The following is a 26,470-nucleotide window of genomic DNA, read 5'->3' as shown; positions in this document are numbered from 1 at the left end:
GTAAATATTCCCAACTGGCCGGTAACTGGATTTTTTTATTATTATTCATTTAATTGTATAAAGTCTTTGCTCTGCTTCATTCCTGTGTTATAATCTCAAAGGAAAATGAAAAGAACGGAGGAAACGTTTTGGACAATCGAAGAATTATACAAGTGGAGGAAAAGGTGCCATTGAATATGTTGGTGCCACTGAGCCTGCAACATATGTTTGCCATGTTTGGCGCATCGGTTCTGGTTCCCTTCCTCTTTGGAATCAACCCGGCCATCGTACTCTTTATGAATGGTGTGGGTACCCTGTTGTTTATGGTGATCACCAAGGGTAAGGCCCCGGCTTACCTGGGTTCCAGTTTTGCCTTTCTGGCGCCAGCCGGTATTGTTATTGCCACCTGGGGGTATTCTTATGCCCTCGGCGGTTTTGTGGTAGTCGGTTTATGCGGCTGTATCCTGGCTGGGATTATTTATAAGTTCGGCATTGAATGGATCAATGTGGTGCTGCCTCCAGCGGCCATGGGCCCGGTAGTAGCGCTGATTGGTCTGGAGCTGGCTGGGACCGCTGCCAGCACGGCTGGAGTCGTCAGTAGCACCAGCTACGTTTTGGACGAAGCTTCCGGTCTTTATGAACAAGTGGTAACCGCCATTGTTCCTGAAAATGTCATTGTTTTTCTGGTGACCCTGGCCTTCGCCGTTTTTGGATCGGTGATGTTCCGTAAATTTCTGGCAGTTATCCCCATCCTGATTGCGATTGTGGCTGGCTACATCACGGCTCTGATCACCGGTGTGGTTGGCCCGGCTACCTATGAGGCCGTCGCAGAGGCCCCCTGGTTTTCGCTGCCAAACTTCCAGTTCCCACAATTTAATTTAGAAGCAATTATTATCATTTTGCCAGTACTGCTGGTTATTGCCTCTGAACACATTGGTCACCAGATTGTCACCAGCAAGGTAGTGGGACGAGATCTGCTAAAAGATCCCGGTTTGCACCGCTCCCTGTTTGCCGATAATTTTTCGACCATGTTGTCGGGTTTAATTGGTTCGGTACCAACCACTACCTACGGCGAGAACATTGGCGTAATGGCGGTCACCAAAGTCTACTCGGTCCAGGTCATCGCTGGTGCGGCAATTATTTCGATTGTCTGCTCGTTTGTTGGTAAACTGTCGATGCTGATTTCCACCATTCCCGGTCCGGTTATCGGTGGGATTTCGTTCCTTTTATATGGAATGATCGGCGCCGCCGGGATCCGAATTCTGGTTGATGCCCAGGTTGACTATGGCAAATCCCGTAATCTGGCCCTGACTTCAGTCGTGTTTGTGGTGGGCTTATCCGGCATTGCGGTTACCTTTGGCAGTATCCAGCTCAAAGGGATGGTTCTGGCCGCCGTGGTTGGGATGATTTTAAGTTTGATCTTCTTTGTGCTGGACAAACTGAATCTGACCAATGACCGGGAAGAAGAGCATCTTTACGACCAGCCCTGATTCACTGCCGCTTGGGGCAAGGGTCTGAGCCCCTGGTCATCACGGATGTCTCGGCATAAATTTAGTTGCGGGCGATCACGGATCGCCCCTACAAACTGTCAAAAAAGCTAACCCAGTACCGACAATTGTTAGATCATGTTGTGTGCCTCAAGGCGAACAGTTGCGCTGAAACGCCTATAATTAGCCGAATCTTTAATAGCAACTGTACGAATTGTGCGCATACAACAGATTAACAATTGGTCGGTACGGTAGTTTATCGACAACCTCAACTGATCAGAATTGATCAGTTATTTTTTTGTGGCGGCGGTCGGTTGTAAAAAAGCGTGATTTCAATTATACTGAGACTAACAAAGTGATCGAAACCAACGAAATAGAAAAGGTGACCCATGAAAAATGATATGAAAATTGCCGTCTTAATTGACGCCGATAATGTTTCGGATAAATATATCAAATATATCTTCGATGAAATTTCCAACCTTGGGATGGCAACGTTTAAACGCATCTACGGTGACTGGACCAAACCCCAGCTGGGATCCTGGAAAACGGTATTACTTAACTATTCCATTACCCCGATTCAGCAGTACAGTTACACCACCGGAAAGAATGCCACCGATGCCGCCTTAATTATTGACGCCATGGATATTCTTTATTCCAATAATGTGGATGGATTCTGTATCGTCTCCAGTGACAGCGACTTCACCCGTCTGGCGACCCGGCTCCGGGAAGCCGGAATGTATGTGGTGGGGATGGGTGAAAAGAAAACCCCCACCCCCTTTATCTCGGCCTGTGAAAAATTTAAATATCTGGAAGTTCTGGCAGCCGACCCGGATTCTTCTCAACCGGAAGAAATATTAAACCAAAAGCAGTCTTCTGCCAAAGAAGGAATGGCCTCCAAAAAACAACTGATCCAATCGATTAAAACAATTATCAACGATAACTCGGATGAAGAAGGCTGGGCCGATCTGGGTCTGGTTGGCTCCCGCCTCAACAACCGCTATCCAGATTTTGACAGCCGCAATTATGGCTATTCCAAACTGCGCTCGCTGCTTTCCTCACTGGATAAATTTGAACTGACAACCCGCCGAACCGCCAATTCTCAAAATGTCAAATACGTGATCCGCAACATCACTTCTGAAAAAAACGGATCATCGCAAAAAGACATTCAACTCAAAAAAGAGCTGATCCAATCCTTTCAATTAATTGTTTCAGAAAATGCTGACCCATCCGGTTGGGCCAATCTGGGCCTGGTTGGTTCCCAAATCGCCCAGAAGCACCCCACCTTTAAAAGTAAAAATTACGGCTATGCCAAACTGCGCTCACTGCTGGAAGCCCTCAACCTCTTTGATATCGAAGTCCGTAAAACAGCGAATTCCAAGAACCCGGAAGCACTGATCCGCAATAAACCCCAGCTGAAGGTTAAAAATGCTGGCTTATAAACTGACGGCAGGTCAACTAACAGCTGTTTCCCCCTCACAGTCTTTTGCCAGCTCTGACCAGAAGCACCTGTGTATCCTCGATTTTAGTGAGCTCGTAGCGGTAAGTGCCCAATTGGATATCGGATCACGACTGGTTGAAGAATGCATCAGCGGTAAATCCTGTAAGTTTGAAAGTCACGATGGTTTTGATTTCATTACCCTGTCAATTCCGGATGCCATTTCCGGTACAGTCAAACCAAAACGGATCGGAATTTATTTCCGTGCCAACCTGCTTGTTTTCGCCTCGGATCGGATCACTTATTTCGCTGACCTGGTTGACGCCATCAAGACGGCCGATATCCAGATATCCGATCTGAGCAAATTTTTTCACCTCTTTTTTGACAAGCTGACCTACGATGATCGGGATGTATTGATTGCGATTGAGGAAGAAATCTCCGGGCTGGAAGAAGAATTTATTGTCGCCATTAAAAATGACCTGGTCGACTATCTGATCACTTTTCGCAAGCGTCTATTAAGTCTGAAACAATATTATGAGCAACTTTTTGAAATTTCTGAGGCCATTGAAGAAAATGAAAATAATCTGATCGATAAAAAAGATCTCCGCTATTTTAAAATTCTCACCAATCGCATCAACCGACTTTTTACCAATGTGCTGAACCTCCGGGATTACGGCACTCAGGTGCGGGAGGCCTACCAGGCGCAGCTCGATATTAACCTGAATAATGTCATGAAAATTTTCACTGTCGTCACATCTATTTTTCTTCCCCTGACCCTGATTGTCGGTTGGTACGGCATGAACATCATGATGCCGGAATTTCATTGGGAGTACGGCTACCCGTTTGTGATTGTCTTATGCATTGTCGTGGTTACTGGCACCCTGCTGTATTTCAAAAAAAACAAGTGGTTTTAGGGCTGCTTGTTTTTTTTATTTCTTAAACCAATTCCATTCTCTAAATAAACGCTTGCATTATTATCCTACATCATGTATCATACCCACATGGTGGCATCGTCAAGAGCTGCACATGATTAACGCATAAAAACAGAAATAAATTTAAAAACCTGCTCTAATCCCTGGTGATAGAGACTGAATAAAACCATCCATTTTTGCATTTTTATAATGTAATGATCGGTCTTTTTGCAGTTGTTTATTTTCAGTGCAGAGGACCTTTTTTCTTTGCCTAAAATTAAACAGCCGCCTTCCGGTTTTGTCGAATCCCCCATACTGACAATTGGTCGTAGCTTGACATTTGTCAGTATGGGGGATTCGACAACCCGAATTTTTGACAACCTCAGGTTTGCGTGATCTGTGTTTCTCTGCTCTTTGCGGTCATAACCAAATACTACAAACAGGTGAAACGCATGAAAATCGGATTTATTGGCGCTGGCAAAGTCGGCACCGCCCTGGGCATTTTTTTCAAACACCATCGTCTGACCCTATCCGGTTACCTCAGCCGCAGCGAGATTTCGTCGCAATGTGCTGCCAAGGTAACGGACTCCGCTGTTTTCTATGACCTTCCCAGCTTTGCTGCTGCAAGTGAGGTGATTTTTATCACCACTGGGGATGATCAAATTTCTGCAGTTATCAACCAACTCCTCCAAACCGCCTGCTTAACCAAACATCATACCCTGATCCATACCAGCGGCGCCCTGTCAACCGATCTTTTTGACCCGCTGCTAACTTCCGGGTGTGGTTTGTGTTCACTCCATCCGATCATGAGTTTTTCGGATCCCTTGACTGCGTCAAAAAATTTAAAGCAAACCGTTTTTACCCTGGAAGGCAATCAACAGGGGCGAATTGCTGCGCAAAAAATCCTGGCGATCACTGACAATCCCTATTCGGTAATTGATAAGAATGATAAGGTACTTTATCATGCCGCCGCCTGTATCCTTTCCAACTATCTGGTAACCCTGATTGATTCCGGTTTTGAACTACTAAAGACCACTGGCATTGCTGATGATGAAATAATCAGGGCATTTATGCCACTGATCACCGCCACCTTGGGCAATATCGAAAAATCCGGAACTGTCAACGCCCTTACTGGTCCGCTGGTTCGGGGGGATGAAAACACCATCGGCAAACACATAAAAGCCCTAAAAACCCAGGCCCCGGAATTTCTGCCACTCTACCAAACCCTGGGCTTAACCACCATTGAGATGATCAAAGACAAACGGATTGCTACTGAAAAGTATCTTCAATTGCAAAAAATCCTTAGTTAAATACTCCCATCAAACCTTAGTACCGACAATTGTTACATCATGTTGTTTTCATCGGGGCAAACACGGCGTAGCCTGTCCGATCCTGCGCGAAGGCAATGAGCCAATCACAAGCTTACTTGTAGTTGGCGACTGCCCGCGACCAATGCGAAAGGAGCGTAGCGGATTTCGCATGGCGCGGCAAAAAAACAGATTAACAATTGATCGGTACGGTTATAGCGCCGACTGCTTATCTCTCATTTTAGATCGATTAAAATTTAAATTAAAGGAAGAAACCAATGAAAAACAAATTTACTGTCAGTTCTTTTTTACAAGCCAAAGCAAACAAGGAAAAAATCACCATGCTAACGGCCTATGATTATTCAATGGCCAAAATCGTCAATGATGCCGGTATCGATTCCATTCTGGTGGGCGATTCGCTCGGCATGGTGGTCCAGGGTTATGAATCCACTCTGGAAGTGACCATGGACGACATGGTCTACCACTGCCGCGCCGTTGCCCGGGGCGCTGAAAACGCCCTGATCGTCGGTGACATGCCCTTTTTATCCTATCACATTTCGGTGGAAGAGGCTGTTCGCAATGCCGGCCGGTTGATTCAGGAAGGGAAGGCCCACGCCGTCAAGCTTGAAGGCGGCGTGGAGCAGGTTGATACTGTTACTGCCATTGTCAAAGCCCAGATTCCCGTCATGGGCCATATCGGTCTGACGCCCCAATCGGTTAACCTGTTCGGTGGATTTAAGGTTCAGGGCAAGGACACTGCTCAGGCTCAGAAAGTCATTGATGATGCCCTGGCCCTGGAAGCAGCGGGCGTTTTTGCCATTGTTCTGGAGGGGATTCCCGAAAAACTGGCCACCCTGATTACGCAAAAAATCTCGGTGCCCACCATCGGTATTGGCGCCGGTCGCTACTGCGACGGTCAGGTGCTGGTCATCCATGATCTACTGGGCATGTATTCAGGTCAATCACCCAAGTTTTCCAAGCGCTATGCGGCCTTGAATGAAACCATTAAGGATTCTGTGACAACCTATATCACCGAGGTGAAGTCGGTGAAGTTTCCGGAAGAAAAACATACCTTTTCCATTGATGATGCGGTGATCGCCGCGCTAAAACAATAAGACTATGAAGATCATAAAAACAATCTCAGAACTTAAGATCGCTCTTGAAGAAATTGGCCGGGATAAAAGCATCGGCTTTGTTCCGACCATGGGCTATCTTCACGACGGTCATCTGTCGTTGATTAATGAAGCCCGAAGTCAGAATGATTTCACGGTCGTGAGTATCTTTGTCAATCCCACTCAGTTTGCCCCGGGCGAGGATCTGGATGCCTACCCCCGGGATTTTGACCGGGATTCACGACTTGCCGCAGCTGCCGGAACCGATCTGCTGTTCTTTCCTGATCCGGGCGAAATCTATCCGGCCGGTGCTTCCACCTTTGTGGAAGTGGCAGGCGAGATCACAAAAAAACTCTGCGGTCAGTCCCGGCCGACTCATTTTAAAGGCGTGACCACAGTAGTCAATATATTGTTTAACCTGATCCAGCCAAACCGTGCCTATTTTGGACAGAAAGATGCCCAACAGGTGGCGGTGATAAAAAAAATGGTTCGGGATTTACATCTGCCGGTTCAGCTGACAGTCTGCCCGATTGTCCGGGAAGCCGATGGCTTAGCCATGAGCTCCCGCAATGTGTTTTTAACGCCGGAAGAGCGTAACCAGGCCCTGGTGCTTAGCCAGTCGCTGACGGCTGCCAAAGCCCTTCATAAATCTGGCGTCGTCCAGGTTAAAACCCTAAAAGATCAGATTATCGGCCAGATCAGTACCATGCCGTTGGCGGTTATTGATTACGTTGATATCCTTGATTTTGAAACCCTGGCCGATATCGAAACCATCACAGCACCGGCCCTGGCGGCAGTAGCCGTTCGCTTTGGCAGCACCCGGCTGATTGATAATATTATTTTAGATTAAGAGGTAAATTATGTATATCACCCTATTTAAGTCAAAGCTCCATCGGGCAACTGTCACCGAGGCTGACCTCAATTATGTGGGCAGTATCACCATTGACGAAGCGCTGCTGGATCAGGCGGATATTCTTCCCGGTGAAAAGGTTCAGGTGGTGGATATAAATAACGGCCAACGCTTTGAAACCTATACGATTGTGGGCGAACGGGGCAGTGGCGTGATCTGTGTCAATGGTGCCGCAGCCCGGCTGGTGCAAAAAGGTGATCAGGTGATCATTATCGCCTATGCCATGATGGACCGGCAGGAAGCCCTGGCTTTTAAGCCCCGGGTGCTGATTCTCGATGATAACAATCAGGTAACAAAGCTTACGGATCATGAGGTCCACGGCCAGAGTCATTAGTTTTTTCGTTTTTATCTAAATTCAAACAAACAGGCTGCCACTTTTTAATTCCGATCCAAAAGTGGCAGCCTGTTTTATTTTTTGATACCGTTTTTTCTAACCATCGTTATCGCATTAAATGGATGGCGTGACCATCGACGGCATGGGCGGCTTCCATCAGTGCTTCGCCGACAGTGGGATGGGCGTGGATGGTAGCCATCAGCTCGGCCACGGTGGCTTCCAGGCGGATGGCCAGGGCGCCTTCAACAATCAGATCGGTAGCCCGGGGACCGGCCATGTGCAGTCCCAGAATTTCGCCAGTAGCGGCATCGGTTACGTATTTGACGACCCCGGTTGTTTCACCCATGATCATTGCTTTACCATTGACGGCCATGGGAAAAATGCCGACTTTTACGTCATAGCCCGCTTCTCGGGCCTGGGCTTCGGTCAGCCCGACACTGGCCAATTCCGGTTTGGTATAAACGCAATAGGGAATGGTTTTAAAATCAATTTGTGATCTTTTCCCCATGATCGTTTCCACCGCCAAAATTCCTTCAGCTGAGGCCACATGGGCCAGCATTACCCCGCCATTGCAATCGCCAATGGCATAGATATGCGGGACATTGGTCTGCATTTTTTGATTGACAACAATCGCCCCACGGGCGGTTTTTATACCAGCCAGATCCAAGTTAAGGGTACTAAGCTCCGGTTTTCGGCCCACTGACAAGAGCACTTTTTTGGCGGTAATGGTTTTTTCACCGGTCTGCGAGCTGGTTGTAACGGTTAAACCGCCAGCACTTTCCTGAATTGACTCGACTCTGGTGCTGGTAAAAATATCGACCCCATCTTTTAGCAGTTTTTCTTTGAGCGGCTTGACAATATCACGGTCCATGTTGGCAACAATTTCCGGTAGCATCTCGATGATTGTTACCTTACAGCCAAAGGCATTGTAGATACTGGCAAATTCACAGCCAATGACGCCGCCGCCAATAATGCCCAGGCTTTCCGGCACAGCATCCAATGACAGAGCCGTGTCACTGGTGATCACATCCGGATGATTGCTCCCCGGTATCGGTGGTATCACTGGTTTTGAGCCGGTGGCAATGATGGCAAAATCAAAATCGATGACAGTTGCTGCGTTGTTTATTTCGTCCTGATTGTCACTGATGACCTTAATTTGATGCGCATTCACAAAAACAGCGGTGCCCATTATTTTGGTAATCCCATTGTTCTTTAATAATCCGTTGACCCCACCGACCAGTTTTTTGATGATTTTTGTTTTTCTTTTCTGCAGCTTTGGCCAGTCACCGTGATAGTCTGAAAGTGTGATGCCAAGTTCCTTGGCATCATGTTTAAGAACGTCCAGCAGTTCGGTGGTGTGGAGGAGCACCTTGGTGGGAATACAACCGACATTAAGACAAGTGCCGCCCAGATATTTGTTTTCAATCAGGGTTACCGCAGCACCTAACTGGGCCGCCCGAATCGCTGCCACATACCCCCCCGGGCCACCGCCAATTATAACAATCTTCATGATTCCACCTCCATTACAAGAGCAGAAGTCCCGGTTTTTCAATGAGCTCCTTGAGACGGGCAACAAACTGCGCCGCCACCGAGCCATCAACCACCCGGTGATCAGCTGTTAAACTCAGGTTCATCATTGGTTTAATAACCACCTGGCCATCCACCACCATCGGGGTGTCGATTATGGTATTAATCCCTAATATGGCCACCTCAGGCTGATTAATAATCGGCGTGAAGGATTCCATGCCATACATCCCAATATTGGTGATGGTAAAAGTGCCCCCGGTAATTTCATCGCTTTCCAGTTCATTGTTTCGGGCTTTTTCGGCCAGGGCCTTGATTTCCCGGGAAATCTCGCCCAGATCTAATTTATTGGCGAATTTAACCACCGGCACTATCAATCCATCCGGCAGGGCAACCGCCACCCCAATATTGACATAATTGCGGGTGACAATGTCAGTGCCGACTATCGAGCTGTTTAAAAGCGGAAACTCCAACAGCACCCGGGCTAAAATCTTAACCAGAATATCGGTATAGGTAATTTTGGCAGAGCTTTTTAATTCTTCCCTTAGCTGTTTCATGGCGGTGGTATCCACCCGCTGGTTGTAATTAACTGTAGCAGCCGTTTCCTGGCTGGCTGACATCCGGCTGGCAATAATTTTTCGCATCGCCGACATCGGTTTGCTACTCTCCTGTGGATCGGCAAATCGTAGTAAATCAGCTTTTTGTTTAAAAGCCAGCACATCGGCCTTCATAATCCGGCCGTCCTTGCTAATCTGTCCCGGATCGATGCCTAAACCATCAGCAATCACCCCGGCCGTCGGCGATATTTTGGGGGCTGCTGTTTTTGCTCTTAACGCAAACTCATTAACATCTTTTTCCGTAATGGCCCCCTGGGGGCCCGTCCCGGTTACCTGGGCAAGATCGATATTTTGCTCAGCCGCAATTTTTTTGGTTCGGGCTGATGCTTTGATGCGGCCCCCAGCGACCGGTTGCGATGATGTAGCAACCACCGAATCCGGTTCTGCTGCGGTGGATTTAACTTCGCTGGCTGGGCTGTCAGTCAAATTTTCGGCCTCGGCCAGCAATGCAGTTATATCTTCTTCAGCTGTTCCCAGAATGGCAATCGGTTTTAGCACTGCCACGGTGCCCTCTTCGACCAGTATCTTTCTGATGATGCCAGCCCCCGGAGATTCAAATTCCTTGGTTATTTTATCGGTTTCCACATCAAAGATGATTTCGCCCATCGCAACGCTGTCGCCTTCTGCTTTTCGCCAGTTGGCAATATTGCCTTCAGTCATCGTCAATCCCAGCTTGGGCATCACTAAAAACTTGGCCATAATGCATTCCTCCTGTTATTCTGAAATCACATAACTCTATGAAAATTTAAACATCAAACCTTGAAAAATCCGTTTTGCTGTCCCACTTCGATGGCTTTTTTCACATCCACATGCCAGGGCCCATTGCGGCTTAGTTTAAAGGTAAAAGTCTGATTCTGATGAAATTCAATTTCCCGCTCCCCATCCAGGGCAATGGTGCCCCGACAATAGGTGGTAAAGGTATAGACTTCGCCAAACGTTAAAAACACCGGCTCACTGGTACCAATTGGCAACACAATCCCGGCCGCCATGGGAATCTTAATTTTGGGGGCATTTTTATCAATGCTGACATAAGCACCAAAATTGTCCGCTTCGGTGATAATGGTTTTTCCCCCCACCACCGCCGAAAAACCAATTGAGGCCGGATGACTCCGGGCCACAAATATTTTCTCAATATCCTCAACTTTCCAGATCGCCCGGGAACCCACGAAGATATCCCGGGAAATCACCGCATCGATCAGGGCAATATCCTTAAGTTGCCCCGCTGTCTCAATCTCAATAATCTTATCTCTATTTGAATAAGCCGCTTTATCAAATTGTTGGGAAGCGACCACGGCCGCTGCGATGCCAGCAATGGTTCCTTCAATCATATCCGGATAGACATTATTCGTCCCTGTGGAGATGGAAATCAGCGGGATTTCCTTAATATCCTTAGCCACCGCCCGATTGGTGCCATCACCTCCCAACGTGACAATGCAGCCGACGTTTTTCTCATTCATCATTTGCACCGCTTTATAGGTATCTTCCACGGTGTCTTCCTTATAAAAATCAAACACTTCGATCTCACATTTAAGCTCGCCGGAGGTTTTAAGCTTATCCTCCACCCGATAGCCCATATTATAGGGATCTGGCATCATGTATACTTTTTTGACGCCATTTTGCTGGGCTCCCAGTATAATCCGTTCAACAATATTGATCTTTTCGTTATTATCAATCACCGTAGCATGGGAAACCAGCCGCCTGATATCTTTCCCGGATGCCGGATTGGCAATGATTCCAATTGAATTCATATGTCCACCACCTTTTTCTGTCTTTTGTTTAAAAAAAGTTCTGGAAATAAGATCATCGCTGTGCACTCCACTATTTCCAGAACCCTGGCCCGTCTGGCCGATTCAATTACCCACCTTAGAATAACGATTTAACCGCCTCAACCACATCGTCGGCATTGGGCAACACATAGGCTTCCAGATTGCCAGAAAACGGAATCGGGGTGTTCAATGCGCAAACCCGCTTAATCGGAGCATCACATTCATAGAAACACTCATCGGCAATAATCGCAGCCAGTTCACCGGCATAACTGCCCCGTTTAGCTTCTTCGGAGACAATGACCACCTTATGGGTTTTCTTGACCGATTCAAAGATCGCTTCTTTATCCAGCGGATAGAGGGAACGTAAATCGATGACTTCAGCATCAATGCCATCTTTTTCTAGCAGCTCAGCTGCTTTGAGGGAGTCGTATACCTGTTTGCCATAGGTAATGATGGTGACATCACTCCCTTCCCGCTTGATATTGGCTTTACCCAGTGGAATTGGTTTGACTTCATCTTCAACCTGACCGGTCACCGCATAGAGGGTTTTATTTTCCAGATAAATTATCGGGTTATCATCATCGATGGCTGTCAGCATCAATCCGATGGCATCCTGGGCATTCGAGGGATAAACGACCTTTAAACCCGGCACATGGGTAAACCAGGCTTCCAGTGATTGGGAGTGCTGGGCTGCCGCTGCCACCCCACCACCGGACGGTAGTCGTACTACCATTGGCAGTTTTAATTTACCACCAAACATATAACGCATTTTAGCAGCCTGGTTAACCAGCTGATCCATCCCGACAGTGGAAAAGTCAACAAACATCAGCTCGGGAATCGGTCGCAAGCCAACCGCTGCCGCACCAACGGCAGCACCGATAATGGCCCCTTCCGAGATCGGGGTATCACGCACCCGTTTTTCGCCGAATTCTTCAAATAAGCCGGAGGTGACACCAAAACAGCCCCCGAATAGACCAACATCTTCGCCAAAAATGAAGACGTCCGGGTTTTCCAGCATTTTTATCCGCATACCTTCTTTGATTCCTTGACCATACGTAAGCTCTCTCATCTTGTTCGTCCCTCCTCTACTATATCGGTATAAACATCTAAAACAGCGGATGCAACATCAGGGAATTTACTGGCCAGGGCAAAATCAACGGCTTCTTCAACCTCAGCATCAATTTTTTTATTAAGCTGATCCATTTCCGCCTGAGTCATCACCTGATTATCAAGGATATATTTTTCGGCTCTGGGAATGGGGTCTTTTTTCTTCCATTGTTCCAGCTCACCTTCGGGACGGTACACCGTCGGATCCCCTTCAAAATGTCCCCGCCAGCGATAGGTCTTGCATTCAATCAGGGTTGGTCCCTGACCTTTACGGGCTCTGGCAACGGCCTCCTGAACCGCTTCAAAAACCGCAAAAACATCATTGCCGTCCACCGTAATCCCCGGAATATTATAAGACACTGCCCGTTGGGAAATATCGGTGATATTCTGATGACGGGCCTGGCTCACAGATATTCCGTAGCCATTGTTTTCGCAGATAAAGATAACCGGCAGCTTCCAGGTACTGGCCAGGTTCAGTCCTTCATGGAAGGTACTCTGATTGGTGGAGGCATCCCCAAAGAAACAGGCACAAACCTGATCTGTTCCTTTATATTGTGCTGCCAGTCCGGCACCTACCGCAATATTATGGCCAGCCCCGACAATCCCATTGGCCCCAAGAATTCCTTTGGTGGCATCGGCGATATGCATCGAGCCGCCCTTGCCTTTACAGTATCCGGTTTCTTTGCCAAAAAGCTCGGCCATCATGTATTTCATATCGCCGCCTTTGGCTAAAATATGTCCATGGCCCCGATGGGTACTGGTGATGTAGTCATCGTCCCGTAGACTTGCGCAAACGCCTGTTGCCACTGCTTCTTCACCAATATAAAGGTGAACGAATCCGCCAACCTGACCTTCAGCAAAAAGATTCATGGCTCTATTTTCAAACTTCCTGATCTTTACCATTTTTTCATACATTTCAATGATAGTTTCGTTTGAGATTTTCAAAATATTTCCTCCTTTGTATCTGCTTTGCTAAGTTTTTTTTAAACGATGATGCGCTTTGTCTGTTGTTACGTCGATAACACCACACATTATCAGGTTTTTTGTAGGTTTGCAACCTACCTTCCGCTACACACTCACCGTTACGCACACAATGGCGGCTTCGATGGTATCGTCGGTATCGCCAAAACCGGGAAAGAATAAACCGGCTGTTGTTAATCCTCCTTTCCTGGCTTGAATGGTTACCTTTCCCACCGGGAATAGTTTTTTTAACATCTCAATGTTTAAATCTTCAGGCCGGGACACCCCAATAATTGCCTCGATCATCATTTTTTCATTGAGACTTTCTTCCGTTAAACCATGGATCTGATTCAAACCAATCAGACAACTTCGGGAAATGGCGTCTTTAATCGCTTTTCCCGCCGCCTTATTAACATCCTGACCATGAAAGTCCATCCCCATGCCAAATTCAATGATAAATTTTTTAATAAGAAACACCTCCTGACGTGAATTGCTGTGGTCATGCTGTTAAAAAAGATCATCCCCGCTTTTATTATCCAAACCGGGGTGAATATCAAAACGCACGACCCCCACGGCGGCTTTTCCTTTGACGGCTTCACTGACCATGGCCGTCCCCCGATTTCCAAAGCCACCACAGAGCTCGAAAGCGACCACCCCTTCATCAACCAACTGCCCCGCTGCTGCAACTGCTGCTTCGTAGGACGATACCCCAACAGCGATCAGGGTGACCTGTTCCGTTTCAACCGCCGACCGGTGAATGGCCGGATCTGCATTGGGAGCAATAAAAATAAATGCTGCTTTTAACGCCATATTCTAACCTCCTTGATTTCATGTTGTCTATATGTTAAGCAATATTCATGCCATAACCGATGAATCGGCTAGTTGTTTAAACGTTTACGTAAACGGTGCTGCTTTCTGCTTCCGAGCGCCTTTACCCAACCGATCCTGGAACAATTCTTTCTCATTATGAGAATTGGCGTCTCAAAATGAGAAAAGCAGTCTCAAAAATGAGACTGCTACGGTAGTTTATTAACAAGTTGATGTGCTTCTATTCACAATAATTATCCGGTTTTCAGGGCGAGCATTGCTCGCCTGGAGATTTACAGACATTTTAGAATGTCACTACGCAGCTGACGCAATGCTTCTGCGGTCATCATTTCCTCGGGACTGGCGTGTTTAATCGGCACCACCATTTCGCTAACGATCTGGGCCGGTGATCCGTTAATGATGTAGATCCGGTCTGATAAGAAAATGGCCTCATCAATATCGTGGGTAATAAACAAGACCGACCCTTTAATTTTATTGAGTATCTCAAGCAGATACGCCTGCATCTTCATCCGGGTAATGGCATCCAGTCCGCCAAAGGGTTCGTCCAGCAGCATGATCTCCTGTGAAAACATGGTGGTTCGCAACAGTGACACCCGCTGTTTCATCCCACCGGACAATTGGATGGGATATTTTTTCCCATCGTCTGCCAGTTGAAAAATCGACAACATCGCTTTGACCGTCTCCCGGGCTTCCTTTTTCGGAATGCCCCGAATTTCAAGTGGTAAAATGGCATTGTCAATGACGTTGCGCCAGGGCAGCAGCAGATCCTTCTGATACATATAGCTGACCTTTCCGGTTTCCCCAGTTACCTCCTTCTCATTTACAAAAACCTGGCCATCTTCCGGGGGCAACAGTCCGGCAATCACATTAAAGAGCGTGCTTTTACCGCAGCCACTGGGGCCCAGAATCGAGACAAACTCACCCTGATTCAGATGAATATTAATGTTCTGTATAATATTTTTATGATTATACTCTTTGGTAACCCCCAAAACCTTGAGTACACATTTATTCTGGCAGGTATTCATTGGTAAAGGCCCCGTCGGCATTTAGCTGGTTCTCCAGCAAGCCCTGGTTATACATCCAGTTGCCATAGTTTTCCCAGATATCTAAACGCATCAAACCCCATTTTTCGGCATCGCTCTGATATTCAGCGGCCAGATATTTTTGCGAGGCCACCGCCAGGTCGCGATCAATTTCGGGGTTGTCAACCAGTAACAGATCCGCAGCGGCTTCCGGGTTTTCAATGGCGTACTGATAGCCTTTGGTGACAGCCCGCAGAAATTTTTTAGCCGTTTCCGGATGCTTGGCCAGATAGTCTTCGTTGGCAATAATGACTGGGGTATAGTAATCCAGGTTCTTATCGACATCCTGAAGTTTAATAAAATTCAGCGGTTCGTTTTTAAGCTCGGCGGCAACTCCATCCCAGCCATAAAAGATCCAGGTGAAATCGACATGATCTTTAACAGCGGTAAAATAATCCATCGCTCCCACATCGACGATTTCCAGCTTGCTAAAATCAGCCTTTGCCCCTTCCATCAGGGCTTTTAAGGTGGCAACTTCCATAGGCGAACCCCAGCCGCCGTATTTTTTCCCTTCAAAATCTTTGGGACTGACAATGTTGCGATCCACCGGCGAAGCAAAGCCCGATGTGTTATGCTGGATAATCGCAGCAATGGCCTTAATTGGCAGGGGATTTGCAGCGGTTCTGGCGTAGGTCACCTGTTCCTGATAGCTGACTCCGAACTCTCCCTGACCGGCCGCAATCAGATCCGCTGAGCCGCCTTCGCTGGGTTGAATAATCTCCACCTGAAGCCCTTCGGCCTCAAAATAGCCAAGCTCCTTCGCCGCATAAAGACCGGTGTGATTGGTATTGGGAACCCAATCCAGAACCACCGTTATTTTCTCGCTTTCTTTTGTTGTACACCCGGTTAATGCAATCAGTAGAATTCCCAGTGTTAATAAGATGATTTTCTTTTTCATTCCTCTTCCTCCTTTAATTTTTCCCAGGGCATCATGACCCTCTGAATCCCGGCAATGCCGTAAAAAAGTCCAATTGATAAAACCACAATCACCAGAATCGAGGCAAAAACCAGATCCAACGCAAAGGCATGGCGGGCTCTTAACATGTAAACGCCCAGTCCGGCCTTTCCACCCAGCCATTCCCCGATAACTGCCCCCATAATACTATAGGTAGCCGCAATTTTAAGGCCCGAAAAAAAATAGGGCAGGGCACTGGGAAACTTGATTTTTGTAAAGATCTGACGCTTCTTTGCCCCCATCGATCGCACCAGATTAATCAGTTCCCCATCAACACTCTGAAGCCCTTCAATCAGACTGACCGTGATGGGAAAAAAACAAACCAGCACCACCACAAAAATTTTGGGGGCAATCCCAAAACCAAACCACATCGCCAGCAGGGGTGCGATAACAATAATCGGCACGGTTTGCGACATCACCAGTACCGGGTAAATGGCTTTTTTCACCACTGGAAACAAATCCATCACAATTGCCATAATCAGTGATAAACATACGGCTACCAGCAGTCCTGTCATTCCTTCAAAAAAAGTTGTTCCGGCGTGCATCATCAAATCCGAACCATTGGCAATCAGCGCCGCGATGATGTCAGTGGGCGATGGCAAAACGTATCGCTCCACAACCCCCAGGTTAACAGCGGCCTCCCAGAGAATCAGAATGGTCAGCAGAAATACGATCGGAATCAGCTTGTCACTGGTATTTTGATACTTTCTCATCAATTGTGACGCCTTCTTCCTTGTAATCAATTTTTACGATTGAAACCACCCGCTCGGCTCCATGCTCTGTGCAGATGGATTGGGCCCGTTTAACAATGTCCAGCAGTTCATCCAGTTCGCCTTCGATGGATGTTTCAAAAGGACCCACCACATATTTGAGGCCCGTCTGATGGATCATCTCAATAACCTGATCGACTACATAGTATATTTCTCTGTCCGGTACTACCGGTAAAACCTGCAAGCTTAGATTTACTTTTGCCAAAACGCTCACCTCCCTATTCTTTTCATTTTTCCTATTCTTTCCAAAACTAATTGTAGCATGTTTCATGCCAAAAAAAGACCCTTCGAAAAAATTTTTAAAATTTTCTTCAAAGGGCTGCTTTTTACGTTTCGCTTCATTTATAAACTGGTCACGTGAATATCATAGGCTTTTATTTTCCGATAGATGGTCGCCCGACTGATGCAAAGATCTTCTGCGGCCTTTACCGCATTGCCCTTATTGAGAAAAAGAGCCTGTTCGATGCTGTTTTTTTCCAAATCTCTCAAAGTTTCACCATCACTGTCACGGACTGGTAAAATGACATTCTGCTCTTTTGTCGGTGCCTCAATGCAATCAATAAAAACACCGGCTGACAAATAGTAGCCACGCTCCACCATATTTTTGAGTTCTCTGACATTGCCCTTCCATTCATTGGCCAGCAATTTTTCTTCGAATGCCTTGCTGAAGAATTTTTTGACGTCACTGTTTTCGAAATTGAGCTGCTCCAGAAAATATCGGCCCAGAACCAGTATATCTTCTGGCCGCCTTTTAAGCGGCAACAGCCGTAAATTGATGACATTGAGCCGAAAGTAGAGATCCTGACGAAAAGCCGATTTTGACATCTCATTGAGCAGATTGCGATTGGTGGCTGCAATAATCCGGACATCCAAGTCCCTGGCAAAACTGCCGCCAATCCGCATTACCTTGTTTTCATCCAACACCCGCAGCAGCTTGGGTTGCATTTCCAGGGGAATTTCGCCTATTTCATCAAGAAACAGGGTGCCGCCATTGGCCAACTCAAATTTTCCCGGCATGCCACCTTTGATGGCTCCGGTAAACGAGCCAGTTTCGTAACCAAAAAATTCACTCTCCACCAACTCTTTGGGAATGGCGGCGCAGTTGATGGCAATAAAGGGGCCGTTACGGCGCTGGCTGTCGTTATGAATGGACTGGGCAAACAGCTCCTTCCCGGTACCGCTTTCACCTTCAATCAGCACCGAACAATTTGTTTTGGCAATTCGCCGGGCGGTATTAATCAGCTCCAGCATCGTTTTATTCTTCGTAATGATCTTATCAAAGGTATAGTTGGCCCGAAAACCTGCCAGTTTATTGATTTCTTTGCGCACCTGTTTGGCTTCCCGAATCACCAGCACTGCGCCCATGACCTTCTCATTAAAAACCACTGGGGTAATATCCAAAAAACAGTCAATTTGTTTTGACCCGATTGTGAGGGTGATATCCGAATACGAAAATTTTCGTTTATTAATCAGGATATTGCCAACGACATCAATCTCTTTTAACACCACATTCATGTCCAGCTTTAAAATAGCGGCTTCATCCATTTGAAACAGCTCACAAATTTTATGATTAAATTTCTTTATCCGCAGTTCGGTATCAATGATCATCAGTCCGTTGAGAATGGAGTCCAAAGCCACATCCATCAGTTTATATGAATCGACAATCTCACTGCGCATGTCTTGAGTCATGACATCGCCGTTTTTTAATTTCTCCATCAGCGTCATTACTTCCATCTCTTTTACCTCCACAAGAATTGTCAGTTCGCCTCTCAAAATCCCGTGTCTGTCCGTAATCAAACCGGCTGATCAATGTATCAAACCTTTCCTGCTGCGCTTTTTTTACTGTCGCTCATTGCTTTTGCTGATCGTTGGTTATGCTTTTGTCTTAACCAGCAACTCACCATTATAAGAGCCGGATGGGAGCAGTTCCGTCCGGCCGTTAAAAAGCTGCTGGGCCGCCACCGCATAAGACCGGGCGATACTGGCAAAGGAACCTTCTCTGATGGTCGGGTTTATATTTCTGCTAACAATCGATAGGGTGCCATCGCTGTTTTTGAGAATTTCAAAGGTTCGAAAGTTTTGCGGAAAATCCCGGAGGGATGCTGTTTCAACCACCCAGAAGCCGTATTCCGGCTGGGCCGGATCCGGAGACTTTATCGGGGTTACGGTATTGCGATGCCGATGTCCGGCCACCCACAAAATCAGATTGGGATAAGACTGGAGTTTTTTTAGCAGCTCCTGTTCCGAAACTGGTGAAAGGGTACTCCATGACATAAACGGCCTGGTCAGTGGCTCCTGATATTCCACGCCAATGGGAATATGGGCGGCAATGATCATCAGCTGACCGGCTTGTTGTCCGGCTTCCAGCTCTTGCCCCAACCAGTCAAATCGCTCCCGATCCAGGGAACCATGAGCATATCCCTTAACGTTTTGATCATCATCCCTTTGGGTGTTATCGAGCACAATCACCTTGATTTGTTTTGTCTCCCGGGGTTCAAAGCTATAGCAGGCAAAACCACTCTGGCTGTTTTCCAGACTAAAACCGTGTCCGCTGGGCTTCGTTTCTGTTATAAAAAATTCCTTCATCCATTCTGCCCGACTCAGAAACCGCCGGGCGGGATCATCCGATACCGGCAAAAGCGGCTTATCCGGCCAGCTGTGATCATGATTGCCAATAACCTGATACCAGGGAATCTGCGGATTCAGCCCCACAGCCGCAAATTCGTCATAAAAAGGCTTCCGGGGGCCAACCCGGGGATTGGGACTGACCCCAAAATCCAAATTTATTTCTTTGCCATCAAAAATGTCAATCGACCAGCGCAGCTCATTGTACATGGCGTTGTTGGTGTTGTCGCCCATGGATAGACCAAAATCCAGAGGGTTTTGATGATGAATGGCGTTGATGGAATGAATGGCGCCATCTAAAATATGGGTGGTATAATGCATCATCTCAGAATACACTGAGACAATGCCACCACCAAATTTTGAATAGATTCCGTGGGCCGGAAATTCCCCGTCAGTGATATGAATATCCGTGATGGCAAAAAAATGCAACAGCTGTTCCGGTTCATTACCGGCAGGCAGCAAATAGCCCTCCGGCATCAGATCATCCCGTCTTTCTGGCTCCTTCGGATCCTCGGCAATCCATCCCCCATAGCCTTCCCGGGCCAATCGGTGGATCTCACCCGCCTCGACCTGCGGGGCCGTGGCAACAACCGGATCAAGATAAAACGTATACACTGCTTTTTCCGAATGAATCTCCGTTTCGGTTTCAGTGACCGGTACGGTGACCGGTATAATCTGCTGTTCGATATCTTTTAATTGTTTTGCCAGGCGACTGTTTAGATTTTTTGAACGTTTATGTCCCATTGGTGTGCCTCAACAATTCCCTGCATAAACATTTTCCAGGGACTCTCTGGCGATGTCAGCCAGTCGATAAATCTGGGCCACGTTGGTGGCATTCCGATCGGTCATTTCATGTCTGGGAAAAAAGCGGGACAGATGAAGGGGGATTGATTTTCCCACTGACGCCAGCCACTTGGATAAAGCCCTAATTTCTTCCTCACTGTCGTTTTCCCCCGGGACAATCAGGGTCGTAACTTCCACATGACAGGCCTCACTGGCAATCCGAATGGTCTGTTTGACGGTTTCCAGATCACCACTGATTTTTTGATAGAACTTTGGGTTAAATGCTTTCAGATCAATGTTCATTGCATCAATATCAGGCAGAATTTCCCGGACTGGTGCTTCACAAAAACAGCCATTGGTGACCAGCACATTTTTTAAGCCATTCTTTTTTATCAGCTTGGCACAATCTCTGACAAATTCATACCCCACCAGCGGTTCGTTATAGGTATAGGCCAGGCCGATATTCCCCTCGCCTACCAGTCTTCGGGCATTGCCGACCAGATCCTCAGGCGTCATCCGCCGACCATGGGCTTCTTCACTGCCAGCCATGGAAATTTCGTAGTTTTGACAAAATGGACATCTTAAATTACAGCCAAAACTTCCGACCGACAAAATTCGGGAGCCGGGAAAAAAATGGCGCAACGGTTTCTTTTCGATGGGATCCAATGCGATGGCAGTAACTACCCCATAATTCAAGTCGCTTATCACATCCGACCGGTTAACCCGAGCCCGACAAAATCCAATCTCTGCCTCATCCAATCTGCAATGATGTGGACAGAGCTGACACGCTATTTTACTCACTGTTTTTCCACCCTTCGTTGATATCTAGTTAAAATAATCCCAATTCATTTTTGTGAAATGAATGAGGTTCTCAAATAACTACCGTACCGACCAATTGTTAATCTGTTGTCTGCCGCAAGCTTGGACAGGCGTTCGCCATGTCCGCCTTGATGCAGACAACATGATGTAACAATTGTCGGTACTGGGTTATCTTCTTTGACAGTCTGCTTCATTTTTGTGAACTGAACTTTCCGGTGCAAATAAAAAAGGAAAACCTCCTGATGTCTTCCTTCTTTTGTATGCTATATAGTTCATACCCCAATATTTATTTTTAAAATCACCCGACGCTGATTAAATAGCCTTTTTCCGTTAAACTTTTTTCAACCGCCGAAAGAATGCTGTCAGATACCGCCTCCACGGTATGATAATGGACCGTGTCGGTAAGCTTCATCAGGGGGCTGGTTTTTTTTTCTTTAAGTCCGGCAACAAAGGAATCCACATCGGCCCGGGTGGCCAGAAACAAATCAACCTGGATTTTTCCATAAATGTCGTGCAGAACATAGACGTCTCTGACAAAGCCACCGGCGTCAACAATGGTATAAAGCTCATCGCCGATTTCTTCATGGTTGTGGGACACCTTGAAGATCTTTTCCCGGGGCGGTGGATCAACGATTATATAGCCTTTGTTGGTGGAAATGATATTGAAATGGGCCGCTTTCAGGAGCGCAATATCCTGAACGATGCTTTGCCGACTGACCTGAAAAATTTCTGACAGGGCGGTTCCTGAAACCGGTTCCCGGGATGACCGGAGGGTCTTGACAATGTCTGCCTGTCGCTGTTGTTTTTTCATGGTTTACACTCCTGGTATTTATGATTCAAATCAGATTTTTGTTAAACTGGCATTTATAAGTGCGTCGGGGGTGTCTCAATAATTATAGTGAACAATGATGGCGCCGTCAATTTCTATTTTTCATCAACGAATCCGATAAGATTTTCAGATTTTTCATCGATAAATCAAGAATTGGCGAAGAATGGGTCAGGGCACCGCAGGAAATAAAGTCCACTCCAATTTGCCCAAGCTCTTTTAACCGATCTTCCGTCACATTGCCGGAGCATTCGCTGATAGCCCGACCATCGATAATTTTAATGGCGGCTTTCATAGTGTCCGCATCCATATTGTCGAGCATGATAATGTCGGCACCGGCCTCCAGCGCTTCACGAAGCATTTCCAGATTTTCAACTTCGACCTCGATCTTTCGCACAAAGGAAGCAGCTGTCCTGGCCGCCGCAACGGCTTCTTTGACGCCACCGGCTGCATTGATGTGATTGTCTTTAAGCAGTATCCCATCGGACAGATTGGTGCGGTGGTTGGATCCGCCGCCAACGGTTACGGCATATTTTTCAAAAATCCGCATAGTGGGGGTCGTTTTACGGGTGTCCAGCAGTCTGGTTTTGGTGCCAGCCAAATAACTCACCAGTTTTCGGGTGTGCGTGGCGATACCACTCATCCGCTGCAGATAATTAAGCGCTGTCCGCTCACCGGAGAGGAGGGTTCGGGCATCAGCAAAAACAATCGCCAGTAGCTCACCAGGGGTGACGGTATCCCCATCACTGACAAAGGTTTCTACTCTGGCGCTGGGTTCCAGCAGTTCAAATACCCGCCGATAAACGTCCAAACCGGCAATGATCCCGGTCTCTTTGGCAACCAGTTCAACCTGGGCCTTGATCCCGGCGGCAATGACCGCATTCGTGGTAATGTCCTCACAGGGGATGTCCTCCTGCAAGGCCTGTAAAAGGTGTGGATCCATATTAAGCTTTATCAATTCGTTCAATCACTTTACTCCTTTCGATTTCGTCCAGAATGATGGTTTTATAGGCCAGGCGCAACTGTTCCAAATCTTTATACTCCGTCAGATCAAGAATGGGATGGCTGACCTCGCTTGTGACCTGATAATTGGCAGTGGTGTCCCGGGCTGCCCGTTTGGCAAAGACCAGGCTTTCCAGCAGTGAATTGCTGGCCAGCCGGTTGGCGCCGTGAACCCGGTTGCAGCTGATTTCACCGACGGCATAAAGATGGTCCATGGAAGTTCGACTGTTGAGGTCGACCTTGATTCCGCCCATAAAATAATGCTGGGCCGGAGTAACCGGAATACACTCCCGGGTGATATCATAGCCTTCTTCCAGACAATGTTTAAAGATATTGGGGAAGCGATGGGTAATGACCTCCCGGCCCATGTCCTGCATCGACAGCCAGACAAAATCACTTTCATCCTGTTCCATTTGCTCATGGATCGCCTTGGTCAGCAGATCCCGGGGCAGTAGTTCATCCACAAAACGCTGCATTTTGCGATTGTACAGCACCGCCCCCTCGCCCCGAACCGATTCAGAAATCAGAAACCGACGTCCGGGTTTCCGGGAATATAGGGTAGTGGGGTGGATTTGAATATAGCTGATATTTTCAAGCGTTATCTGACGTTTTAATGCAATAGCAATGGCATCCCCGGTGAGGTGAGCCAGGTTGGTGGAGCTGTGAAACAGCCCGCCCAGTCCGCCGGTAGCCAGCACCACGTAGTCCGAATGGTAGAGCTTTATGCTGCCGTCCCGATCACAGGCCACCACCCCCGAACATTGGTTATCCTGACAGATCAGATCCACCATCGCCATGTTTTCGACGATGGTAATGTTGGGTCGACTTTTGACCTGGGCCAGCAATTTACTGGTGATTTCGGCGCCGGTCAGATCTTCATGATAAAGAATCCGGGCTTGGGAATGGGCCCCTTCTCTGGTATAAACCAGCTCGCCATCCTTCGTTTCAAACTCGACCCCCAGTGCAATCAGATCGGTGATTATTTGCGGGGAATTGCGAATCATCACATCAACTGAGGCCGGATCATTTTCGTAGTGCCCGGCTTTCATGGTATCTTCAAAAAAACTGTTGTAATCATCGGCATCCCGCAGCACACAGATCCCGCCCTGGGCCAGATACGAATCACTTTCATCTGCAGCTGCTTTGGTGAGCATCAATACATTTTTAGTTCCGGGAATATTCAAGGCGTAGAATAAACCTGATACACCAGTTCCCACAACAATAATATCGGTTTTCCCGTTCATGGCCGGTGCTCCCTTATTTGGCCAGTTCCAGCATTTTTTCCAACGCCAGAACGGCCCGGTTTCGGGTCTCCTCATCGACTTCCATTTGGTTGATGCCGTTTTCCAGTGCATAAGCAACCTTCGCCAGGGTGATCTTTTTCATGTTCGGACAGATCTGATTTTGATTGATGGTATAGAATTTTTTGTTGGGATTATTTTTTCTGAGTTGGTGCAAAATACCGATTTCGGTGCCGATAATAAATTCATCGGCATCGCTGGCCGTGGCATAGTCAATGATTCCGGCAGTACTCCCGACATAATCGGCAGCACCGATTACCGTCATCGTGCATTCAGGATGCACCAGCACCCTGGCATTGGGGTGGGCCGCTTTGGCCGCTTCTACCTCGTCGATCATGATTTCGTCGTGGACATGACAATAGCCATCATTGAAGATGAAATTTTTTTCCGGCACCTGACTGGCAATGTACTGGCCGAGGTTTTGATCCGGCACAAAATAAATATTCTGCTGGGGCAGGGCTCTGACAATTTTTAAGGCGTTGGAGGAGGTCACACAGACATCCACCGCTTTTTTGATTTCGGCGGTTGAATTGATATAGCAGACCACTGCCAGATCCTCATAGTTTTGCCGAACCTCGGCAATTTTCTCAAGGGATGCCATGTGAGCCATGGGACAGTCCGCAAGGGCTTCCGGCATGATCACGGTTTTTTCGGGGCTTAGAATCTTTGCACTTTCGCCCATAAAGGTTACCCCGCAGAAGACAATCACCTTTTGGGGCAGCTCGACGGCAATTTTGCTGAGATAATAGGAATCACCGATATAATCTGCAATTTCCTGAATTTCATCATTAACATAGTAATGGGCCAGGATCACTGCATCTTTTTCTTTTTTGAGTTTTTCTATTTTTAACAAGCGCTCTTTCACTTTTTTATGCCTCCACCTTTAATCGGATTTTCATGATTAAAAGTATAGCACGTATCTTTACAACTGACAAGCTGACTGTAAAGTTTATTTGAGATATTGACGTTTATTTCTGAACCACCGTACCGACTTTTTCACTAAACTTTTTGATCTTGCGGTTACCCGCCATCATCTGCCAACCGATGACGATACCGGCCTGATAATGAAGTTGACAATCATCACAATCTGCGACCAGTTGTTCAAGCAGGTGCTGGTTGGCAAAGACATCGTGATAGTAGCCCAGATCATCCTGCATTTTTTCAAAGGCGTTCATCGATTTGCGGTTTTTTTGATCAAGAATCGAAGACAGCTGCTCAATAACATAGCGGAGTTTTTTACTCTTGATGCGCACCCGATGAATGGCCTGCTGATCCTCTATCTCCAGCGTTTTCATGCTCCGCCTGATTTTTTTGTGCCAGTTGGCAATCTGCTTTTTTGTATAGTCTTTGATCGAACCATGCAAATCCGACGCCGTTTCGTCCCAAGGCTCATTGAGTTTCCAGATCCAGATGTCCAGTAACTCCAGGGCAAAGTCATCGGTTTTGAGTGCCACCATTAAATGGTCGAAGGCCGCTTCCCGTTTTTCTTTTAGGAAACTTTTTATTTCCCCAAAACAATCGATCTCTAAAACGCTCTCTTTTTCGATTTCGGCAATCCCTTCCAGCAACACATCCAATTGTCTTACTTCACCGAATTGCCCGGCCATTTGTCTGAGCGTATCCTGTTGCCGTTGATAGTGTTCGGCCTTAAATAGCGGCGCAAAAAAAGCCAGAATAGCCCGAAACCTGCGAATCCGCACCCGCACCTGATGAACCCCCTCAGGATCACTGGGATTTTCAAAAAAATAATCATAAGCATTAATGATTTCATTAAATCCACTTTTCATAATGAGCTCCGCTGCAGGAACCAGCTTCTTTTTAGCTTTGATAGTCGGGCTTGATTGACCGACTACCCATACTGATTTGATCGGCGGTATCTGGGGCAACCGTAAGCCTTTATCATAACGTCCCTGATTTTCATGCAACAACCGTGACAGCTTTTCCATCATCATCGTCTTTTCCTGCCTTTCAAACTTCTTTATCATTCCTTATATACCCACTGTTTTTCTAAAGCAATGCTTTGATCCCTT

General features: G+C 47.1%; 26 protein-coding genes and 1 pseudogene. 8 read left to right on the top strand and 19 right to left on the bottom strand.

Annotated features, from left to right (window positions below; genetic code table 11):
- The first annotated feature begins 176 nt into the window (after positions 1 to 176).
- The 8 genes and pseudogenes from uraA to panD all read left to right on the top strand — a co-directional run bounded on the left by uraA (position 177) and on the right by panD (position 7,475).
- Positions 177 to 1,469: a uracil permease gene (gene uraA, locus ACWI_RS03440; RefSeq protein ID WP_458795893.1), complete on the top strand. Its 1,293-nt coding sequence runs from the start codon at positions 177 to 179 to the stop codon at positions 1,467 to 1,469.
- A gap of 386 nt (positions 1,470 to 1,855) precedes the next feature.
- Positions 1,856 to 2,599, top strand: a pseudogene (locus ACWI_RS03435) (NYN domain-containing protein); the annotation flags it as partial.
- Complete coding sequence (locus ACWI_RS19290; RefSeq protein WP_242871570.1) at positions 2,582 to 2,905, top strand: OST-HTH/LOTUS domain-containing protein; 324 nt, start codon at positions 2,582 to 2,584, stop codon at positions 2,903 to 2,905. The pseudogene ACWI_RS03435 and the gene ACWI_RS19290, both read left to right, overlap by 18 nt.
- Complete coding sequence (locus tag ACWI_RS03430) at positions 2,892 to 3,815, top strand: magnesium transporter CorA family protein (RefSeq protein WP_084633468.1); 924 nt, start codon at positions 2,892 to 2,894, stop codon at positions 3,813 to 3,815. Before ACWI_RS19290 ends, ACWI_RS03430 begins: the two co-directional genes overlap by 14 nt.
- A 449-nt stretch (positions 3,816 to 4,264) precedes the next feature.
- Positions 4,265 to 5,122 (top strand): Rossmann-like and DUF2520 domain-containing protein, encoded by an 858-nt coding sequence (locus ACWI_RS03420; protein WP_070370024.1) that lies wholly within the window; start codon positions 4,265 to 4,267, stop codon positions 5,120 to 5,122.
- 275 nt (positions 5,123 to 5,397) lie between these two features.
- A complete protein-coding gene (gene panB, locus ACWI_RS03415) occupies positions 5,398 to 6,234 on the top strand; it encodes a 3-methyl-2-oxobutanoate hydroxymethyltransferase (protein WP_070370023.1) in 837 nt (278 codons plus the stop codon).
- Positions 6,235 to 6,238: 4 nt separating this feature from the next.
- A complete protein-coding gene (panC, locus tag ACWI_RS03410; protein ID WP_070370022.1) occupies positions 6,239 to 7,081 on the top strand; it encodes a pantoate--beta-alanine ligase in 843 nt (280 codons plus the stop codon).
- A 10-nt stretch (positions 7,082 to 7,091) separates the two neighbouring features.
- Positions 7,092 to 7,475, top strand: coding sequence for an aspartate 1-decarboxylase (gene panD / locus ACWI_RS03405; protein WP_070370021.1), 384 nt, complete (start codon positions 7,092 to 7,094; stop codon positions 7,473 to 7,475).
- A gap of 106 nt (positions 7,476 to 7,581) precedes the next feature.
- Here panD and lpdA read toward each other — a convergent pair whose 3' ends face one another.
- From lpdA to ACWI_RS03310, 19 genes are all read right to left on the bottom strand, one after another.
- Entirely contained in the window at positions 7,582 to 8,985 is a 1,404-nt protein-coding gene (gene lpdA, locus ACWI_RS03400) for a dihydrolipoyl dehydrogenase (protein WP_070370020.1), read from the bottom strand.
- Positions 8,986 to 8,998: 13 nt separating this feature from the next.
- Complete coding sequence (locus ACWI_RS03395) at positions 8,999 to 10,315, bottom strand: dihydrolipoamide acetyltransferase family protein (protein ID WP_070370019.1); 1,317 nt, start codon at positions 10,313 to 10,315, stop codon at positions 8,999 to 9,001.
- A gap of 53 nt (positions 10,316 to 10,368) precedes the next feature.
- The gene (locus ACWI_RS03390; protein WP_070370018.1) at positions 10,369 to 11,364 is read right to left on the bottom strand and encodes an ATP-NAD kinase family protein; all 996 of its coding nucleotides are present in this window, start codon (positions 11,362 to 11,364) and stop codon (positions 10,369 to 10,371) included.
- A 115-nt stretch (positions 11,365 to 11,479) separates the two neighbouring features.
- On the bottom strand, positions 11,480 to 12,451 hold the full coding sequence (locus ACWI_RS03385) for an alpha-ketoacid dehydrogenase subunit beta (RefSeq protein ID WP_070370017.1): 972 nt from the start codon (positions 12,449 to 12,451) through the stop codon (positions 11,480 to 11,482).
- On the bottom strand, positions 12,448 to 13,404 hold the full coding sequence (locus ACWI_RS03380) for a thiamine pyrophosphate-dependent dehydrogenase E1 component subunit alpha (protein WP_070370061.1): 957 nt from the start codon (positions 13,402 to 13,404) through the stop codon (positions 12,448 to 12,450). The genes ACWI_RS03385 and ACWI_RS03380 overlap by 4 nt, the downstream gene beginning before the upstream one ends.
- Positions 13,405 to 13,557: 153 nt before the next feature.
- Complete coding sequence (locus ACWI_RS03375) at positions 13,558 to 13,926, bottom strand: Lin0512 family protein (protein WP_228881468.1); 369 nt, start codon at positions 13,924 to 13,926, stop codon at positions 13,558 to 13,560.
- A gap of 30 nt (positions 13,927 to 13,956) precedes the next feature.
- Positions 13,957 to 14,259 (bottom strand): DUF6506 family protein, encoded by a 303-nt coding sequence (locus tag ACWI_RS03370; protein WP_070370016.1) that lies wholly within the window; start codon positions 14,257 to 14,259, stop codon positions 13,957 to 13,959.
- Positions 14,260 to 14,549: 290 nt separating this feature from the next.
- Complete coding sequence (locus ACWI_RS03365) at positions 14,550 to 15,302, bottom strand: ABC transporter ATP-binding protein (protein WP_070370015.1); 753 nt, start codon at positions 15,300 to 15,302, stop codon at positions 14,550 to 14,552.
- Positions 15,283 to 16,257: an ABC transporter substrate-binding protein gene (locus ACWI_RS03360; RefSeq protein WP_070370014.1), complete on the bottom strand. Its 975-nt coding sequence runs from the start codon at positions 16,255 to 16,257 to the stop codon at positions 15,283 to 15,285. The genes ACWI_RS03365 and ACWI_RS03360 overlap by 20 nt, the downstream gene beginning before the upstream one ends.
- The gene (locus tag ACWI_RS03355) at positions 16,254 to 17,027 is read right to left on the bottom strand and encodes an ABC transporter permease (protein WP_070370013.1); all 774 of its coding nucleotides are present in this window, start codon (positions 17,025 to 17,027) and stop codon (positions 16,254 to 16,256) included. The genes ACWI_RS03360 and ACWI_RS03355 overlap by 4 nt, the downstream gene beginning before the upstream one ends.
- Positions 17,002 to 17,289, bottom strand: a complete 288-nt coding sequence (locus ACWI_RS03350) for a thiamine-binding protein (protein ID WP_070370012.1) — start codon at positions 17,287 to 17,289, stop codon at positions 17,002 to 17,004. Before ACWI_RS03350 ends, ACWI_RS03355 begins: the two co-directional genes overlap by 26 nt.
- A 137-nt stretch (positions 17,290 to 17,426) precedes the next feature.
- Entirely contained in the window at positions 17,427 to 18,818 is a 1,392-nt protein-coding gene (locus ACWI_RS03345) for a sigma-54 interaction domain-containing protein (protein ID WP_070370011.1), read from the bottom strand.
- A gap of 138 nt (positions 18,819 to 18,956) precedes the next feature.
- Positions 18,957 to 20,453 carry a metallophosphoesterase gene (locus ACWI_RS03340; protein WP_070370010.1) on the bottom strand — a complete coding sequence of 499 codons (1,497 nt, stop codon included), beginning with the start codon at positions 20,451 to 20,453 and terminating at the stop codon, positions 18,957 to 18,959.
- A 9-nt stretch (positions 20,454 to 20,462) separates the two neighbouring features.
- Entirely contained in the window at positions 20,463 to 21,293 is an 831-nt protein-coding gene (gene amrS, locus ACWI_RS03335; RefSeq protein WP_341465145.1) for an AmmeMemoRadiSam system radical SAM enzyme, read from the bottom strand.
- Positions 21,294 to 21,609: 316 nt separating this feature from the next.
- Positions 21,610 to 22,122 carry a transcription repressor NadR gene (locus tag ACWI_RS03330; protein WP_070370009.1) on the bottom strand — a complete coding sequence of 171 codons (513 nt, stop codon included), beginning with the start codon at positions 22,120 to 22,122 and terminating at the stop codon, positions 21,610 to 21,612.
- A gap of 106 nt (positions 22,123 to 22,228) precedes the next feature.
- Entirely contained in the window at positions 22,229 to 23,080 is an 852-nt protein-coding gene (nadC, locus tag ACWI_RS03325) for a carboxylating nicotinate-nucleotide diphosphorylase (RefSeq protein ID WP_175440889.1), read from the bottom strand.
- Position 23,081: 1 nt separating this feature from the next.
- Positions 23,082 to 24,383, bottom strand: coding sequence for an L-aspartate oxidase (locus ACWI_RS03320; protein ID WP_070370007.1), 1,302 nt, complete (start codon positions 24,381 to 24,383; stop codon positions 23,082 to 23,084).
- A 13-nt stretch (positions 24,384 to 24,396) separates the two neighbouring features.
- Positions 24,397 to 25,305 (bottom strand): quinolinate synthase NadA, encoded by a 909-nt coding sequence (nadA, locus tag ACWI_RS03315; RefSeq protein WP_070370006.1) that lies wholly within the window; start codon positions 25,303 to 25,305, stop codon positions 24,397 to 24,399.
- Between the two features lie 103 nt (positions 25,306 to 25,408).
- Positions 25,409 to 26,392: a CHAD domain-containing protein gene (locus ACWI_RS03310; RefSeq protein ID WP_070370005.1), complete on the bottom strand. Its 984-nt coding sequence runs from the start codon at positions 26,390 to 26,392 to the stop codon at positions 25,409 to 25,411.
- Between the last annotated feature and the right edge of the window lie 78 nt (positions 26,393 to 26,470).

Origin of the sequence: Acetobacterium wieringae (assembly GCF_001766835.1) — a bacterium.
GTDB classification, from domain to species: domain Bacteria; phylum Bacillota; class Clostridia; order Eubacteriales; family Eubacteriaceae; genus Acetobacterium; species Acetobacterium wieringae.
This window is presented reverse-complemented; position numbering and strand designations above follow the sequence as displayed.